The sequence below is a fragment of the Mycobacterium sp. URHD0025 genome (assembly GCF_000426065.1).
Taxonomy (GTDB): domain Bacteria; phylum Actinomycetota; class Actinomycetes; order Mycobacteriales; family Mycobacteriaceae; genus Mycobacterium.
In genome coordinates this window covers 236963-253313 of record NZ_AUEQ01000013.1, presented here as the reverse complement: position 1 = coordinate 253313, position 16351 = coordinate 236963, and the positions used below count along the sequence as shown (strand labels likewise).

The following is a 16351-nucleotide window of genomic DNA, read 5'->3' as shown; positions in this document are numbered from 1 at the left end:
AGATTCGGTCCCTCGCGGAACCAAACAGATGCGCCTGCCCGGCACGCTGGCCGAGATCGAGGGCAGCCCGGAGGGGCCGCAGATCGGCGCCTTCTTCGACCTGGACGGGACGCTGGTGGCCGGTTTCACCGGGGTGATCATGACCCGCGACCGGCTGCGCCGTGGCCAGATGGGCGTCGGCGAGTTCATCGGGATGGTGCAGGCCGGGCTCAACCACCAGCTGGGGCGTTCCGAGTTCGAGGACCTGATCGGTAAAGGCGCCCGGATGCTGCGGGGCAACTCACTCAGCGATCTCGACGAGCTGGGTGAGCGGTTGTTCGTCCAGCACGTGCAGGGCCGTATGTACCCGGAGATGCGTGCGATGGTCCGCGCCCACATGGCCCGCGGGCACACCGTGGTGCTGAGCTCGTCGGCGCTGACCGTCCAAGTCGAGCCGGTGGCACGCTTTCTCGGCATCGACAACGTGCTGTGCAACGAGTTCGAGACCGACGAGGAGGGCTTGATCACCGGCGAAGTCAAGACGCCCGTCATCTGGGGCCCCGGTAAAGCCCGTGCGGTGCAGGCCTTCTCGGCGGCCAACGGGGTCGACCTGTCCAAGAGCTACTTCTACGCCGACGGCGACGAGGACGTCGCCCTGATGTACCTGGTGGGCAATCCGCGTCCGACGAATCCGGCAGGCAAGCTGGCTGCCGTCGCTGCCAAACGCGGCTGGCCCGTGCTGAAATTCAGCAGCCGCAGCGGCAGCAGCCCCATCGCGCAACTACGCACGCTGGCCAGCCTCGCCACCATCCCCACGGTCGCCGCCGGCGCGATCGGACTCGGACTGCTCACCCGCAACAAGCGCACCGGGGTCAACTTCTTCACCTCGAACTGGAGCAAGCTGCTCATGCTCACCACGGGCATCGAGCTCAACGTCCTCGGTGAGGAAAACCTGACCGCGCAACGCCCCGCGGTATTCATCTTCAATCACCGCAACCAGGCTGATCCGATGATCGCGGGTCGACTGGTCGGCGTCGACTTCACCGGCGTCGGGAAGAAGGAACTGGAACGCAACCCCCTCATGGGGCCCCTCGGCAAGGTCATGGATGCGGCGTTCATCGACCGCGACGACCCGGAGAAGGCCGTGGAAGGCCTACACAAGGTGGAAGAGCTTGCCCGCAAAGGCCTGTCGATCCTGATCGCCCCCGAGGGCACCCGGCTCGACACCACCGAGGTCGGCCCGTTCAAGAAGGGACCGTTCCGCATCGCCATGGCGGCCGGCATCCCGATCGTACCGATCGTGATCCGCAACGCCGAGGTGATCGCACACCGCGATTCCAGTACGTTCAACCCCGGCAAGGTCGACATCGCGGTCTACCCGCCGATCCCGGTCGAGGACTGGACGGTCGATAACCTGACCGAGCGCATCGCCGAGGTCCGCCAGATCTACCTCGACACCTTGAAATCCTGGCCGCAGGACGAATTGCCGACGTTCGACATCTATACCCGCGCCACACCTGCCAAGAAAGCCGCACCGGCCCGGCCCGCGAAGAAAGCAGCGGCCAAGAAGGCGCCCGTGAAGAAAGCGCCGGCGAAAAAGGCTGGGGCCAAATCCGATGGGCCCAAACCGGATACCACGCCGTCACGGACGACCCGCAAGGGCCGACCGTGACCGCGGGCCTCGACGATTTCCCCACCTTCAGCACAACCGTCGACGCTCTCGTGCTCGCGTCGGCGTCGTCGGCTGCCGAGCTCGAACTGCTCAACGACTGGCTCAAGACGCAACGGCGTGAATATCCCGACTCGTCGGTCGAGGTGCTGCAGTTGCCGGCCACCGACGAACCCGCGCCCGGGGCGGTGGCCCGGTTGGTCGAGGAGCTCGAATCCGACGAGGACCGGCTGGTGGTTCCGGTCCGCGTGTTCTGGGTGCCCGCCGGATTGCCCACCAGGCTGAAGGTGGTCGGGTTGATCTCAGGCCGCGACACCTACCGGCCGCCGGAGATCCTGCAGCGGCGCATCCTGCGGAAGGACCCGACGCGCGCACGCATCGTCGCCGGTGAACCGGCCAAGGTATCCGAGCTGCGCAAGCAGTGGAGCGAGACCACGGTCGCGGAAAACCCCAGGGAATTCGCACGATTCGTCCTTCGTCGGGCCGCGCTGGCGATCGAACGGGTCGAGCTTCGGCTGCTCGGGCCCGAATACAAGTCGCCACGGCTGGTCAAGCCGGAGATGCTCGACTCGGCGCGCTTCCGACAAGGCCTGGAGCAGATTCCCGGGGCGACGCTGGAGAAGGCCGGTGAGATGCTCGACGAGCTCTCCACGGGGTGGAGCCGGTTCTCGGTGGACCTGATCCCCACGTTGGGTCGGGCCATCTTCAGCCGTGGATTCGATCCGCGCATCGACTACGACCGCTCCGAGATCGAGTCGATGCGCCATGCGCTGGAACAACATCCGGCGGTTCTGCTGTTCTCCCACCGCTCCTATCTCGACGGCGTGATCGTCCCCGTCGCCATGCAGGAGAACCGGCTGCCGCCGGTCTACACGTTCGCCGGGATCAACCTGTCGTTCGGTCTGATGGGTCCGTTGTTCCGGCATTCCGGTGTCATCTTCCTGCGTCGCAAACTCGACGACCCGGTGTACAAGTATGTGCTGCGGCAGTACGTCGGCTACATCGTGGAGAAGCGGTTCAACCTGAACTGGTCCATCGAGGGCACTCGGTCGCGGACCGGAAAGATGTTGCCGCCCAAGCTCGGACTGCTCGCCTACGTGGCCGACGCATACCTGGACGGCCGCAGTGACGATATTCTGCTGCAGCCCGTGTCGATCAGTTTCGACCAGCTGCACGAGACGGCCGAGTACGCCGCGTACGCCCGCGGAGGCGAGAAGACGCCGGAAGGCCTGAGCTGGCTGTACAACTTCATCAAGGCACAGGGTGAACGCAACTACGGAAAGATCTATGTCCGCTTCCCCGAAGCGGTTTCGATGCGTGAGCATCTCGGTGAGCCGGGCGGCGCGATGGCCCAGGACGAGGCGGTCAAGCGGCTGGCGATGCAGAAGATGGCATTCGAGGTGGCCTGGCGGATCCTTCGCGTCACCCCCGTCAACGCGACCAACCTAGTCTCGGCGCTGCTGCTGGGCGCCCGCGGGGTGGCCCTGACCCTGGATCAGCTGCACCACACGCTGCAGGACTCGCTGGATTACCTGGAGCGCAAGAACACTCCGATGACCAACAGTGCGTTGCGGCTGCGCACCGCTGAGGGCGTGCGTTCGGCGGTCGACGCACTCTCCGGCGGTCATCCGGTGACGATGGTGGACAGCGGCCGTGAGCCGGTGTGGCTGATCGCCCCGGAGGATGAACTGGAGGCGGCGTTCTACCGCAACTCACTGATCCACGCCTTCCAGGAGACCTCGATCGTCGAGCTGGCACTGGCACATGCCGCCCGCGTCGCCGACGATCCGCTACAGGCATTCTGGGACCAGGTGATGCGGCTGCGTGACCTGCTCAAATTCGATTTCTACTTCGCCGATTCGGCGGCGTTCCGCGACAACGTCGCCGAGGAGATGTCGTGGTTCGACCGCTCGCCGGAAGGTCAGGCCGCGGGAAGCTGGGAAACGAAGGTCGCCGCCGGTGGCGACGGGATCTACCAGATGCTGCGGGACAAGCAACCGCTGTTGGTGGGCGCCATGCTGCGCCCGTTCTTCGAGGCCTACGGGATCGTCGCCGACGTATTGCGCGACGCGTCGCCCGAGATCGGTGAGCGGGAGCTGACCAAGCGGGCCTTGGGTGTCGGGCGCCAGTACGTCGCCCAGGGCAGGGTGTGCAGCAACGAATCGGTGTCGGCGTTGTTGTTCGCGACCGCACGGCAGGTGGCGGCCGATCAGAACCTGTTGGTCAACGGCCCGGATCTGCAGGCGCGCCGCAACGCCTTCCGCGACGAACTTCGCGGGATCGTCGCCGACATGGACAAGGTCGACGAGATCGCCCGCGAGCAGTTCACCATCCGGGAGCATCAGAGGCGCGCCCAGAGCGGCCCGTCCCACTAGCGTCGGCGCGGTGGCCGCCGAGGCGGATTTGGTCCGGCGGCGGGGGCGCGGTGGAGCCCACGCCATACCCTTGGACCATGACTTCTGCCGGCCAGGTCGCCGCATCGAACGTGCGCAACAGCGTGGTGTGGCCGGTGCTCGTCGGTGTCGGCCTGCTGGCCGGGGCAGTGGCCGCAGGCATCGGCGCGCTGTCACTGGCCGACGCGTTGACCGCCACGGGCCTGCCCGATCCGGGCCCCGTCACCACCTACGGCCTGCCGTTCGTGCGTGCCGCCGGCGAGATCGCCGCCGTCATCGCGGTGGGTGCTTTCCTATTCGCGGCGTTCCTGGTGGCACCCCAGGCCAACGGCGTGCTCGATGTCGCCGGTTACCGCGCGCTGCGCCTGGGATCGGCCGCCTCGGGCGTGTGGACGGTCTGTGCTGCGCTGCTGGTGCCGCTCACGATCTCCGATGTATCCGGGCAGCCGCTGCTCGACCACCTCGGGCCGGTCGATGTGTGGTCGGCGGCCGACCTGGTAGACATCTCGGCCGCCTGGCGGTGGACGGCGATCCTGGCCGCGGCGGTCACCATCGCCAGCCTGCCGGTGCTGCGGTGGGGATGGACGCCGGCGCTGCTGGCCGGAGCACTGCTGACATTGATGCCGCTGGTTCTGACCGGACATTCCTCGGCCGGCGGCGCCCATGATCTGGCCACCAACAGCCTGTTCATCCACCTGGTGGCTGCCGCGCTGTGGGCTGGCGGGCTGCTCGCGTTGTTGGCGCATGCGATCCGGGCCGGGGGCGGGACCGGGGCTGACGGCCCGAACACCGCCCTGGCGGCCCGCCGTTTCTCGGCGCTGGCACTGTGGTGTTTCGTCGCGATGGCCGTCAGCGGCGTGCTCAACGCGCTGGTCCGCATCCAGCTTCCCGATCTGTTACGCACCAGCTACGGCTGGTTGCTGGTGGGCAAGGTCGTCGCGCTCACCCTGCTCGGCCTGCTGGGCTGGCGCCAGCGCCGGGTCAGCCTGACCGCCCTCGCCACCGACGCCGGTGCCCGCCGGCCTCTGATCCGGCTGGCGCTGACCGAGGCGGCGCTGTTCGGCGTGACGTTCGGCATCGCGGTCGGGTTGGGGCGCACGCCACCGCCACCCGAGCCGCGAGTTCCCAGCGCCACCGAAGTCGCGATCGGATACGACTTCGGCGGCCCGCCGACGGTTGCGCGGGTGTTGTTCGACTGGCGATTCGACCTGCTGTTCGGAACCGCGGCGATCGTCGGGGCGGCGGTGTATCTGGCCGGGGTGTACCGGCTGCGTCACCGCGGCGATGCGTGGCCGATCGGGCGCACCGTTGCCTGGCTGCTCGGTTGCGGGGTCCTGTTGTTCACCACCTCATCGGGGCTCGGTCGCTACATGCCGGCGATGTTCAGCATGCACATGATCGCCCACATGCTGCTGTCCATGCTGGTGCCGGTGTTCCTGGTGCTGGGCGCTCCGGTGACCCTTGCATTGCGGGCGCTGCCCGCCGCGGGCCGCGGATCGCCACCGGGCCCCAGAGAATGGTTGCTGGCCGCGCTGCACTCGAGGGTGTCGCAGTTCCTGACCCATCCCATCGTCGCGACCGTGCTGTTCGTGGCCGGGTTCTACGGCCTGTATTTCGGGGGCATCTTCGACGCCGCGGTGAGCAATCACGCCGCGCACATCCTGATGAACGTCCACTTCCTGCTGTCGGGCTACCTCTTCTACTGGGTGGTCATCGGGATCGACCCCACCCCGAGGCCCATCCCGCACCTGGTCAAGATCGGGATGGTGTTCGCCTCGTTGCCGCTGCACGCGTTCTTCGGTGTGGTGATGATGGGCATGGACACCGTGCTCGGCGAAAGCTTCTACCGCTCACTGCAATTGGCGTGGCACACCGATCTTCTCGGCGATCAGCACCTCGGTGGCGGGATTGCCTGGGCGGCCGGAGAAGTGCCGCTGGTCATCGTGATGTTGTCCCTGCTGATCCAGTGGCGCCGCAGCGACCAGCGCACCGCCAAGCGGTTGGACCGGGCGGCCGACCGCGATGACGACGCGGATCTCGCGGCCTACAACGCGATGCTCGCCGAGATGGCGCGGCGCGACCATCCTTCCGGCTGATACCGCAGTTATCCCCAGTCTGGGTTTCATCCACAGCAGGTGCTCTGGCAGTGCCGGCTGAGCCGCACGTGTCGGTTCCGACGCGGTAAATGGCCACATGGCGTTCGACAAGCATTCGAGCGCCGCAGCCAGAACGAAGCGAGAGGAACCAGAAAATGTTCGAGACACCGTTCAGCATCGTGGGAAACATCATCACCGACCCGGTCCGCCGGCGGTTCGGCGATCAGGAGCTGTACAAGTTCCGGGTGGCCAGCAACTCGCGCCGCCGCACTTCAGACGGCACATGGGAGCACGGCAACTCGCTCTATGTCAACGTCAACTGCTGGGGCAATCTGGCCACGGGCGCCGGTGCGTCGCTGACGAAGGGCGACACGGTCGTGGTGGTCGGGCACGTCCACACCGACGAGTACGACGACAAGGACGGCGTGCGCCGGTCGTCGGTTGAGGTGCGGGCCACCGCCGTCGGCCCCGATCTGTCGCGGTGCACGGCCAGGATCGCGCCCTTGCCGAAACCCACGGCCGGCCCTGATATTGCAGCAACTTCGGGGAGCCTGAACGAACCGACCGAGGAGTCCATCCTCGGCGGCGACGGGCCCGTCGAGGAGATACTCCCTCTGTCGGCTTAGGTGCTGAATCGGTGCGTACAGCCCCGCGGAGGTCTGCGGCCGGTCGTTAAGGGCGCTGGCCTCCGCGGGTGCTGGGTAAGCCGTGAATCGCGGTCGAAGACATGTGTCCGTCAGTTGGATGCAGGCATGTTTGCCTGGTTCTGATGGCCTCACAACAGATGCTGATCACCCGGTCCGGCACATTCGTAAATTCGAGTTGGTGTCGGTGGAGGATGGAATGCTGCGCGGTGAGATGAGTCGCCACACCACCTTCAGGTTCTGCCTCGACCCGACCGTCGAGCAGCAGGTGACGCTGGCCCAGCATGCCGGGGCGTACCGGTTTGCATTCAACCAGTGTCTGGCAATGGTGAAAACTGCACTTACACTTCGTGGCGTCGACGCAACCACCGACGTGCCGTGGACTGCGTTTGATCTGATCAACGCGTTCAATGCATGGAAGAAGACGGAGGATGCAGGCCGCGTATTCGCTGTCGACGCCGCAGGCGTGGCCGCCGTCGAGGTCACAGGGCTCACGTGGCGGACACGGGTGTGTCAGCAGGTTTTCGAGGAGGCCGCCGCCGACTTGGGCAGAGGGCTTAACTCCTGGTCGGAGTCGCGCTCAGGTACGCGGAAAGGTAGGTCGGTGGGTTTCCCGCGGTTCAAGAAGAAGACCCGGACTGCGCCGACTTTTCGACTGCGTAACAGGCACTCCAAGGGGCGGCGACCGGCGATCAGGATTGGCGACAACGGTCAACCTCGATCCGTCACGCTGCCGCGGATTGGTCAGATTGCAGTTCATGATGACACCCGCCGATTACGGCGCATGCTCGCAAAGAATCGCGCAACGATCTGTTTCGCCACAGTCACCCAACGTGCGGGTCGCTGGTGGCTATCACTGAACGTGCAGGCTGCGGACCTGCATCCGGCTCGCCGCCATCCGGTCCGTGCTCACGGCGACGATCGCGGATGGGTAGGCGTCGACCGCGGATTGTCCGCCTTCGTAGTCGCCGCGACAGCCGAAGGGGATGAGGTTGCTCGCATCATCAACGCTCCCAAGGCGTTGGCCGCTGGGATGAAGCGCCAGCGACGGCTGGCTAAATCGTTGTCTCGCAAGAAGAAAGGATCATGCAACCACCGCAACGCCGCCGCCAGGCTGGCTCGCCATCACGCTCGCGTGGCGAATGTGCGCCACCATTTTCTGCACCAAGTATCCAGCAGGCTGGTCAAGAACCACGATCGCCTCGTGATCGAGTGCCTGAATGTGTCGGGAATGCTGGCTAACCATTGCCTAGCTCAGGCGATCTCCGACGCGAGCTGGGCGGAGCTCGGTCGCATGATGATGTACAAGCAGGCGTGGCGTGGCGGTGAACTCGTCCTCGCGGACCGGTGGTACCCATCCAGTCAGCTTTGCCCGATGTGTGGAGTCCGCAACACACAGTTGACACTGGCCGATCGAGTCTTCTCATGTGGTTGTGGTCACCGCGCAGACAGGGACGCTAATGCGGCAATGAACCTTGCCAGATGGGGCCGGGCACACCAACAAACCTCACTAGAACCCCGGACCCCTGAGCAACGGGGCCGGGCTACCAATGCCCGTCGACGGGACGGCGCTGGCCAGCAACCCTCGTGTGCTGGTGAAACCAGCCCGGAAGACACGGGAACTGACGTTCACACCGCTGGACGGCCGTGAACTGACGACGCCCGAGAAGGGCGGTGCCGAACGCTGAAAGTATGGGTTGTTCGACACGCTTTAGGATGGGCGCGAGTGAGTTGGGCTTGCCGCGTCCCATCGCGCAAGCGCCCATCCGACATACCTGAAGAGCTTCAGAAAGGCACATCACGGCATGGCCGAATTCATCTACACGATGCGCAAGGTCCGCAAGGCGCACGGCGACAAGGTCATCCTTGACGACGTCAGCCTGAACTTCCTGCCCGGCGCGAAGATCGGTGTCGTCGGTCCGAACGGCGCCGGCAAGTCGAGTGTTCTGAAGATCATGGCCGGCATCGACCATGCCAACAACGGCGACGCGTTGCTGGCGCCCGGCGCCTCCGTCGGCATCCTGATGCAGGAGCCGCAGCTCGACGAGACCAAGACGGTCCGCGAGAACGTCGAGGCCGGCGTGGCGATCAAGGGCAAGCTCAACCGGTACAACGAGGTCGCCGAGCTGATGGCCACCGACTACACCGATGAGCTCATGGAAGAGATGGGCCATCTGCAGGAGGAACTCGACGCGGCCGACGCCTGGGACATCGACTCCCAGCTGGAGCAAGCGATGGACGCGCTGCGCTGCCCGCCGCCCGACGAGCCGGTCACCCACCTCTCCGGTGGTGAGCGCCGTCGCGTCGCGCTGTGCAAGCTCCTGCTGAGCAAGCCGGACCTGCTGCTGCTCGACGAGCCCACCAACCACCTCGACGCCGAGAGCGTGTTGTGGTTGGAGCAGCACCTGGCCAACTACAAGGGCGCCATCCTGGCGGTCACCCACGACCGCTACTTCCTCGACAACGTCGCCGAGTGGATCCTCGAACTCGACCGCGGCCGGGCCTACCCGTACGAGGGCAACTACTCGACCTACCTGGAGAAAAAGGCCGAGCGTCTCGAAGTCCAGGGCAAGAAGGACCAGAAGCTGCAGAAGCGGCTCAAGGACGAGCTGGCCTGGGTCCGCTCGGGTGCCAAGGCTCGTCAGGCCAAGAACAAGGCCCGTCTCGGCCGGTACGAGGAGATGGCCGCCGAAGCCGAGAAGTCGCGGAAGCTCGACTTCGAGGAGATCCAGATCCCCACCCCGCCGCGGCTGGGCAATGTCGTGGTCGAGGTGGAGCACCTGGACAAGGGGTTCGAGGGCCGCACTCTGATCAAGGACCTGTCCTTCACGCTGCCGCGCAACGGCATCGTCGGCGTCATCGGCCCCAACGGCGTCGGCAAGACCACGCTGTTCAAGACCATCGTCGGGCTGGAACAGCCCGACAGCGGCACGGTCAAGGTCGGCGACACGGTCAAGCTGTCCTACGTCGACCAGAGCCGCGCCGGCATCGACCCGAAGAAGACGGTCTGGGAGGTCGTCTCCGACAAGCTCGACTACATCGAGGTCGGCCAGAACGAGATCCCGTCGCGGGCGTACGTGTCGGCATTCGGATTCAAGGGGCCGGATCAGCAGAAGCCCGCGGGTGTGCTGTCCGGTGGTGAGCGCAACCGGTTGAACCTGGCGCTGACCCTCAAAGAGGGCGGCAACCTGATCCTGCTCGACGAGCCGACCAACGATCTTGACGTCGAGACCCTGTCGTCGCTGGAGAACGCCCTGGAGCAGTTCCCCGGCTGCGCCGTGGTGATCAGCCACGACCGGTGGTTCTTGGACCGCACGTGCACGCACATCCTGGCGTGGGAGGGCGACGACGACAACGAGGCCAAGTGGTTCTGGTTCGAGGGCAACTTCGGTGCCTACGAGGAGAACAAGATTCAACGTCTCGGTGCCGAAGCGGCGCGTCCGCACCGGGTGACCCACCGGAGACTGACCCGCGACTGACCCGTGACGGGCCAAACGGCTCAGCGGGCTCGTTGACGCTACTAATGTCGCAACTGTGCACCGAAGCCGGTGTGGGGGCGTGAGTAGGGAGTGATCCGTATGGCGGCCAAACCGGGAGCTCTTCGGGGACAGGGAATTAGCGAAGGAGATCGCTCGCAGGTAAGCCCTGAGGTGATCCACCGGCTCGCTGTGGCTTTCCTGTCCACCTATCGGGCTCCGCAGGCCGATGCGCCCGGAATCTCGGCCACCGGCCCGCAGGGCGCAGTGGCCGAGCGACTGGTCTCCGACGCCACGTTGGCCGCCCACTACGCGTTGGGTGGTCGACGGGCACCGGGAGAGACCAAGGTCGTGGTGTACCCGGGCGATGCCGACTCAGGCCCGGCCCTGCAGATCGTCACCGAGCAGGCGGCGATGCTGGTGGATTCGGTCACGGTGCTGCTGCACCGGAACGGCGTGGCCTATCCGGCCATCATGAACCCGGTCTTTCGTGTGCGCCGCGACGCCGACGGCGAGCTGGTGGATTTCCAGCCTGCCGCCGAGGCCACCGGAGGTGACGGCGTCGACGAGTGCTGGATCCTGGTACCCGTCAGTGGGGCGGCCGACGGTCCCGCACTCAGCGAGGTGGTCCGGTTGCTCCCCGGCGTCCTCGCCGACGCCCGCCAGATCGGGCTGGACTCGGCGGCCATGGGCGCCGCCCTGCATGCACTGGCCAACGACGTGGCCACCGATGTGGAGGGCCGGTTTCCCAATGCCGACCGCAGGGATGTGGCAGCGCTCTTGCGCTGGTTGTCCGACGGGCACTTCGTGCTGCTCGGTTACCAGCAGTGCGCGATCAGCGACGGGCATGCCTCGGTAGATCCGGCGAGCCGGCTCGGTGTGCTCAAGTTGCGCGAGGATGTGCTCCCGCCGCTGGCCGCCGCCGACGACCTGATGGTGCTCGCGCAGGCCACGATGCCGAGCTACGTGCGTTACGGCGCCAATCCGTACATCGTCGTGGTTCGCGAGAGCGGTGCCGAACGAGGTGGGGTCACGGCTACAGAGCATCGCTTTGTCGGCCTGTTCACCATGGCCGCGATGAACGCCAATGTGCTGGAGATCCCGTTGATCTCGCGACGGGTCGAAGAGGCACTGGCCATGGCGCGTAGAGATCCCAGCCATCCCGCTCAGATGCTGCGCGACATCATCCAGACCATTCCGCGTCCGGAGTTGTTCGCGCTGAGCTCCAAGCAACTGCTCGAGATGGCGCTGACCGTGGTGGACCTGGGGTCGCGACGTCGCACACTGCTGTTCCTGCGCGCGGATCAACTCGCGCATTTCGTGTCCTGTCTGGTGTACCTGCCGCGTGATCGCTACACCACCGCGGTGCGACTGGAAATGCAGGACATCCTGGTGCGCGAGCTCGGTGGCGAGAGCATCGACTATTCGGCCAGGGTGAGCGAATCGCCATGGGCAGTAGTCCATTTCATTGTCCGGTTACCTGACGGCACAGTCGCGCAGAGCGTCGATACCTCGACCGAGAACGAAAACCGCATCCAGAATCTGCTGACCGAGGCCACCCGCAACTGGGGCGATCGCATGACCAGCGCGGCGGCGCACGCCGCGCTCAGCCCGGCCGCTGTGGAGCACTATGCGTCGGCGTTCCCGGAAGACTACAAACAAGCCGTCGCCCCGGCCGACGCTATCGCCGACATCGCGATCATCGAAGGACTCCAGGACAATTCGGTGAAGCTGGTGTTCACCGAGGGCGGCGACGACGGGCTCGGCCAGCTCACCTGGTACCTCGGCGGACAATCGGCGTCGCTGAGCGAACTGCTGCCGATGCTGCAGTCGATGGGCGTCGTGGTGCTCGAGGAGCGTCCCTATACCGTGCGCCGGGCCGACGGCCTGCCGGTCTGGATCTATCAGTTCAAGGTCGCCCGGCAGCGCAGCATCCCCGACGCGGCCGACGAGGCTTCGCGGGAAGCCACGGCACAGCGGTTCGCGGATGCGGTCACGGCGATCTGGCACGGCTGGGTCGAGGTGGACCGGTTCAACGAACTGGTGCTGCGTGCCGATCTGACCTGGCAGCAGGTGGTGATCCTGCGCGCCTACGCGAAGTACCTGCGCCAGGCCGGTTTCCCGTACAGCCAGTCACACATCGAATCGGTGGTCAACGAGAATCCCCACACCACCCGATCGTTGGTGCAACTGTTCGAGGCGCTGTTCGACCCGTCGGAGGACACCGCCGGTACCCGCGACGCCCAGGGGGCGGCCGCTGCTGTCGCTGCCGATATCGACGCCCTGGTGAGCCTGGACACCGACCGGGTGCTGCGTGCCTTCGCCACGCTGATCCAGGCCACGCTGCGCACCAACTACTTTGTGCGCCAGCCGAATTCGGCACGCCAGCGCGGCGTGGTGGCGATGAAGCTGAATCCCGGCCTGATCAACGAGCTGCCGTTGCCCCGGCCCAAGTTCGAGATCTTCGTGTACTCACCTCGGGTGGAGGGCGTGCATCTGCGATTCGGGTTCGTGGCCCGCGGCGGGCTGCGCTGGTCGGATCGCCGAGAGGACTTCCGCACCGAGGTCCTGGGCCTGGTCAAGGCGCAGGCGGTGAAGAACGCCGTCATCGTGCCGGTCGGGGCCAAGGGCGGATTCGTGGTCAAGCGGCCGCCCGAGCCAACCGGTGACCCCGCCGTCGACCGTGAGGCGACCCGCGCCGAAGGCGTTGCGTGCTATCAACTTTTCATCTCCGGACTGCTCGACGTCACCGACAACGTGGACAAGGGAACCGGTGCCGTCGTCACTCCGCCGGACGTGGTGCGCCGCGACGGCGAGGACGCCTATCTGGTGGTCGCGGCCGACAAGGGCACGGCCACGTTCTCCGACATCGCCAATGAAGTCGCGAAGTCCTACGGCTTCTGGCTCGGCGACGCGTTCGCCTCAGGCGGTTCCATCGGCTACGACCACAAGGCCATGGGAATCACGGCCAAGGGCGCGTGGGAGTCGGTGAAGCGGCATTTCCGCGAGATGGGGGTGGACACCCAGAGCCAGGACTTCACCGTCGTCGGAGTCGGCGACATGAGCGGCGACGTGTTCGGCAACGGCATGCTGTTGTCGAAGCACATCAGGCTGATCGCCGCCTTCGACCACCGCCACATCTTCGTCGACCCCAACCCTGATGCGGCCCGGTCGTGGGTGGAACGCCAACGCCTGTTCGAGCTGCCCCGCTCCAGCTGGGAGGACTACGACGCCTCGCTGATCAGCGAGGGAGGCGGGGTCTTCAGCCGGCAGCAGAAGTCCATTCCGATCAGCCCGCAGGCGCGTGCCGCGCTCGGGATCGACGGCGATGTCGAAGAGCTCACGCCGCCCGCTCTGATGAAGGCCATTCTCAAAGCACTGGTCGACCTGTTGTGGAACGGCGGCATCGGCACCTACGTCAAGGCCGAGACCGAGGCAGATGTGGGTGATCGCGCCAACGACCAGATCCGGGTGTGCGGAAACGAGGTGCGGGCCAAGGTCATCGGCGAAGGCGGCAACCTCGGGGTGACCTCTTTGGGGCGCATCGAATTCGATCTGGCCGGCGGCCGGATCAACACCGATGCCCTGGACAACTCCGCCGGTGTGGACTGCTCCGACCATGAGGTCAACATCAAGATCCTGATCGACTCACTGGTCACCGCCGACAAGGTCAGCGCCTCCGAACGCACCGACTTGTTGTTGTCGATGACCGACGAGGTCGGTGCGCTGGTGCTGACCGACAACAAAGACCAGAACGACCTGATGGGGACCAGCCGGGCCAACGCCGCGAGCATGCTCTCGGTGCACGCCCGGATGATCAAGGACTTCCAGGCGAACCGCGGGCTGAACCGTCAGCTTGAGGCGTTGCCGGCGGAAAAAGAGATCCGGCGCCGTGCCGATGCCGGAATCGGTTTGACCTCACCGGAATTGGCGACCCTGATGGCGCACGTCAAGCTCAATCTCAAAGACGATGTGCTGGCCAGCGACCTGCCCGATCAGGAGGTGTTCGCCTCCCGGCTGCCGCGGTACTTCCCGGAGAAGCTGCGGGAGCAGTTCACCAGCGAGATCCGGTCGCACCAACTGCGCCGGGAGATCGTCACCACCATGCTGATCAACGATCTCGTGGACACCAGCGGGATCAGCTACGCCTACCGCATCACCGAGGATGTCGGGGTCGGCCCCGTGGACGCCGTGCGCAGCTACGTTGCCACCGACGCCATCTTCGGAATCGGCAAGGTGTGGCGCGAGATTCGGGCCGCCGGTGACGACGGGGTGCCGGTGTTCGTGACCGACCGGATGACGCTGGATCTGCGCCGGCTGGTCGACCGGGCGGGACGCTGGTTGCTGAACTACCGGCCGCAACCGCTGGCCGTCGGTGCCGAGATCAACCGGTTCGCGGCGAAGGTGTCGGCTCTGCGCCCGCACATGCCGCAGTGGCTGCGCGGTGACGACAAGGCCATCGTCGAAAAGGAAGCGGGCGAGTTCAGCGCGCAGGGAGTGTCCGACGAACTGGCCTATGCCGTGGCCACCGGGCTGTACCAGTACAGCCTGCTCGACGTGATCGACATTTCCGACATCGTCGACCGCGAGCCCACCGAGGTGGCCGACACCTACTTTGCGTTGATGGATCGCCTCGGCGCCGACGGGTTGCTCACCGCGGTGTCGCGGCTGGGCCGTGATGACCGGTGGCATTCCCTGGCGCGGTTGGCTATTCGCGATGACATCTACGGTTCGCTTCGCGCCCTGTGCTTCGACGTGCTCGCAGTCGGCGAACCCGATGAGACCGGTGAGGAGAAGATCGCCGAGTGGGAGCTGACCAACAGCTCCCGGGTTACCCGCGCCCGGCGCACGCTGACCGAGATATACCAAGATGGCGAGCAGGATCTGGCGACGTTGTCTGTGGCGGCGCGGCAGATCCGCAGCATGACACGAACGAGTGGAACGGGAACGACTGCGTGAGTTTTACAACGCCGGTGCATGTGCGCTGGTCCGACATCGACATGTACCAGCACATCAACCACGCCACCATGGTGACGCTTCTCGAAGAGGCCCGGATTCCGTTCCTGCGTGAGCCTTTCGGCGCGACGATCGAGACCATCGGCCTGCTGATCGCCGAGGTCAACATCGTCTACAAGGGGCAGCTGCGGCTCGTGGACTCACCCCTGCAGGTGACCATGTGGTCCAAGCGGGTGCGCGCCGTCGACTTCACCATCGGTTACGAGGTGCGCCCGGTGAACGCCGCCCCCGACGCCAAGCCGTCGGTGATCGGTGAGACTCAGCTGGCCGCGGTACACATCGCCGAGCAACGACTGGAACGTCTGACTGCTGAGCAGCGCGGCTACCTGGAGAGCCATCTGCGATGACCACCCCGGAGCGCGGCCTGTGGATCGAAGATCCGCGCGACCGTGCCGATCTCGCGACGTTCGTCGAACGCGCGCTGCGGCTGGACGATGCCGCGGTGGTGCGCCTGCGGGAGCGGACCGGTGGGCAGGAGCGTAGCGACCGGGGGATCGGCACCGGCGGGCAGGAGCGCAGCGACCGGGGGATCGGTACCGGCGGTTCCTCGGTGGCGTGGGTGGCGACCGGATTGGATGTGCTGGCCAGCCGGGTGGTGACCGGACGGGTCCGTCCGTCGGACCTGTCCGCGGGAGCCGATGCGCTGGTGACCGGATTGTCCACTGCCACAGACGCATACGTCGACCCCGGCTTCCCGATGGACTCGGCCTGGCGCGGGGGCTTGCCGCCCGAGGGCGGATTCGTCCACCTCGATGACATCCCCGCGCGGGTGATGCTCGACCTGGCTCAGCAGGGCGGTGCGCTCGCCCGCGAGCACAGCAGTGCCCACGGGCCGCCGGCCTCGCTGCTGGACCAGGAGGTCATCGCGGTCAGCGCAGGCGATCACAGTGTCGGCGTCCCCATGCGCTGCGTCTTCGCGTTGACCGCCATGGGGTTTCTGCCGCAAACCGGCAACGAGGTCAGCGAGCAGGAGATCGTCCGGGTCCGCGCCCACCCGTCGTGGTTGCGCATCGACGCCCGCTTCGGCTCGGTGTACCGGCGTCGCGACAGCGCCGCGCTGATCGTGGCGTGAGAATCG

9 protein-coding genes are annotated in these 16351 nt (G+C 66.1%); all 9 read left to right on the top strand.

What is annotated here, in order from left to right; all coding sequences use genetic code 11:
• The first annotated feature begins 28 nt into the window (after positions 1 to 28).
• Positions 29 to 1651 (top strand): HAD-IB family hydrolase/lysophospholipid acyltransferase family protein, encoded by a 1623-nt coding sequence (locus H977_RS0121485; protein WP_051288980.1) that lies wholly within the window; start codon positions 29 to 31, stop codon positions 1649 to 1651.
• The gene (locus H977_RS0121480; RefSeq protein ID WP_029109804.1) at positions 1648 to 4023 is read left to right on the top strand and encodes a glycerol-3-phosphate 1-O-acyltransferase; all 2376 of its coding nucleotides are present in this window, start codon (positions 1648 to 1650) and stop codon (positions 4021 to 4023) included. The genes H977_RS0121485 and H977_RS0121480 overlap by 4 nt, the downstream gene beginning before the upstream one ends.
• A gap of 77 nt (positions 4024 to 4100) precedes the next feature.
• Positions 4101 to 6137, top strand: a complete 2037-nt coding sequence (locus H977_RS0121475) for a bifunctional copper resistance protein CopD/cytochrome c oxidase assembly protein (protein WP_029109803.1) — start codon at positions 4101 to 4103, stop codon at positions 6135 to 6137.
• Between the two features lie 155 nt (positions 6138 to 6292).
• Positions 6293 to 6763 (top strand): single-stranded DNA-binding protein, encoded by a 471-nt coding sequence (gene ssb, locus H977_RS0121470; RefSeq protein ID WP_029109802.1) that lies wholly within the window; start codon positions 6293 to 6295, stop codon positions 6761 to 6763.
• Between the two features lie 199 nt (positions 6764 to 6962).
• A complete protein-coding gene (locus H977_RS34940) occupies positions 6963 to 8432 on the top strand; it encodes an RNA-guided endonuclease TnpB family protein (protein WP_196808285.1) in 1470 nt (489 codons plus the stop codon).
• 154 nt (positions 8433 to 8586) lie between these two features.
• Positions 8587 to 10260: an energy-dependent translational throttle protein EttA gene (gene ettA / locus H977_RS0121455; protein WP_029109801.1), complete on the top strand. Its 1674-nt coding sequence runs from the start codon at positions 8587 to 8589 to the stop codon at positions 10258 to 10260.
• A 99-nt stretch (positions 10261 to 10359) separates the two neighbouring features.
• Positions 10360 to 15216: an NAD-glutamate dehydrogenase gene (locus H977_RS0121450; RefSeq protein WP_051288979.1), complete on the top strand. Its 4857-nt coding sequence runs from the start codon at positions 10360 to 10362 to the stop codon at positions 15214 to 15216.
• Complete coding sequence (locus H977_RS0121445; RefSeq protein ID WP_029109799.1) at positions 15213 to 15620, top strand: acyl-CoA thioesterase; 408 nt, start codon at positions 15213 to 15215, stop codon at positions 15618 to 15620. Before H977_RS0121450 ends, H977_RS0121445 begins: the two co-directional genes overlap by 4 nt.
• The gene (locus tag H977_RS0121440; RefSeq protein ID WP_029109798.1) at positions 15617 to 16345 is read left to right on the top strand and encodes a DUF8185 domain-containing protein; all 729 of its coding nucleotides are present in this window, start codon (positions 15617 to 15619) and stop codon (positions 16343 to 16345) included. The genes H977_RS0121445 and H977_RS0121440 overlap by 4 nt, the downstream gene beginning before the upstream one ends.
• Positions 16346 to 16351 lie beyond the last annotated feature (6 nt).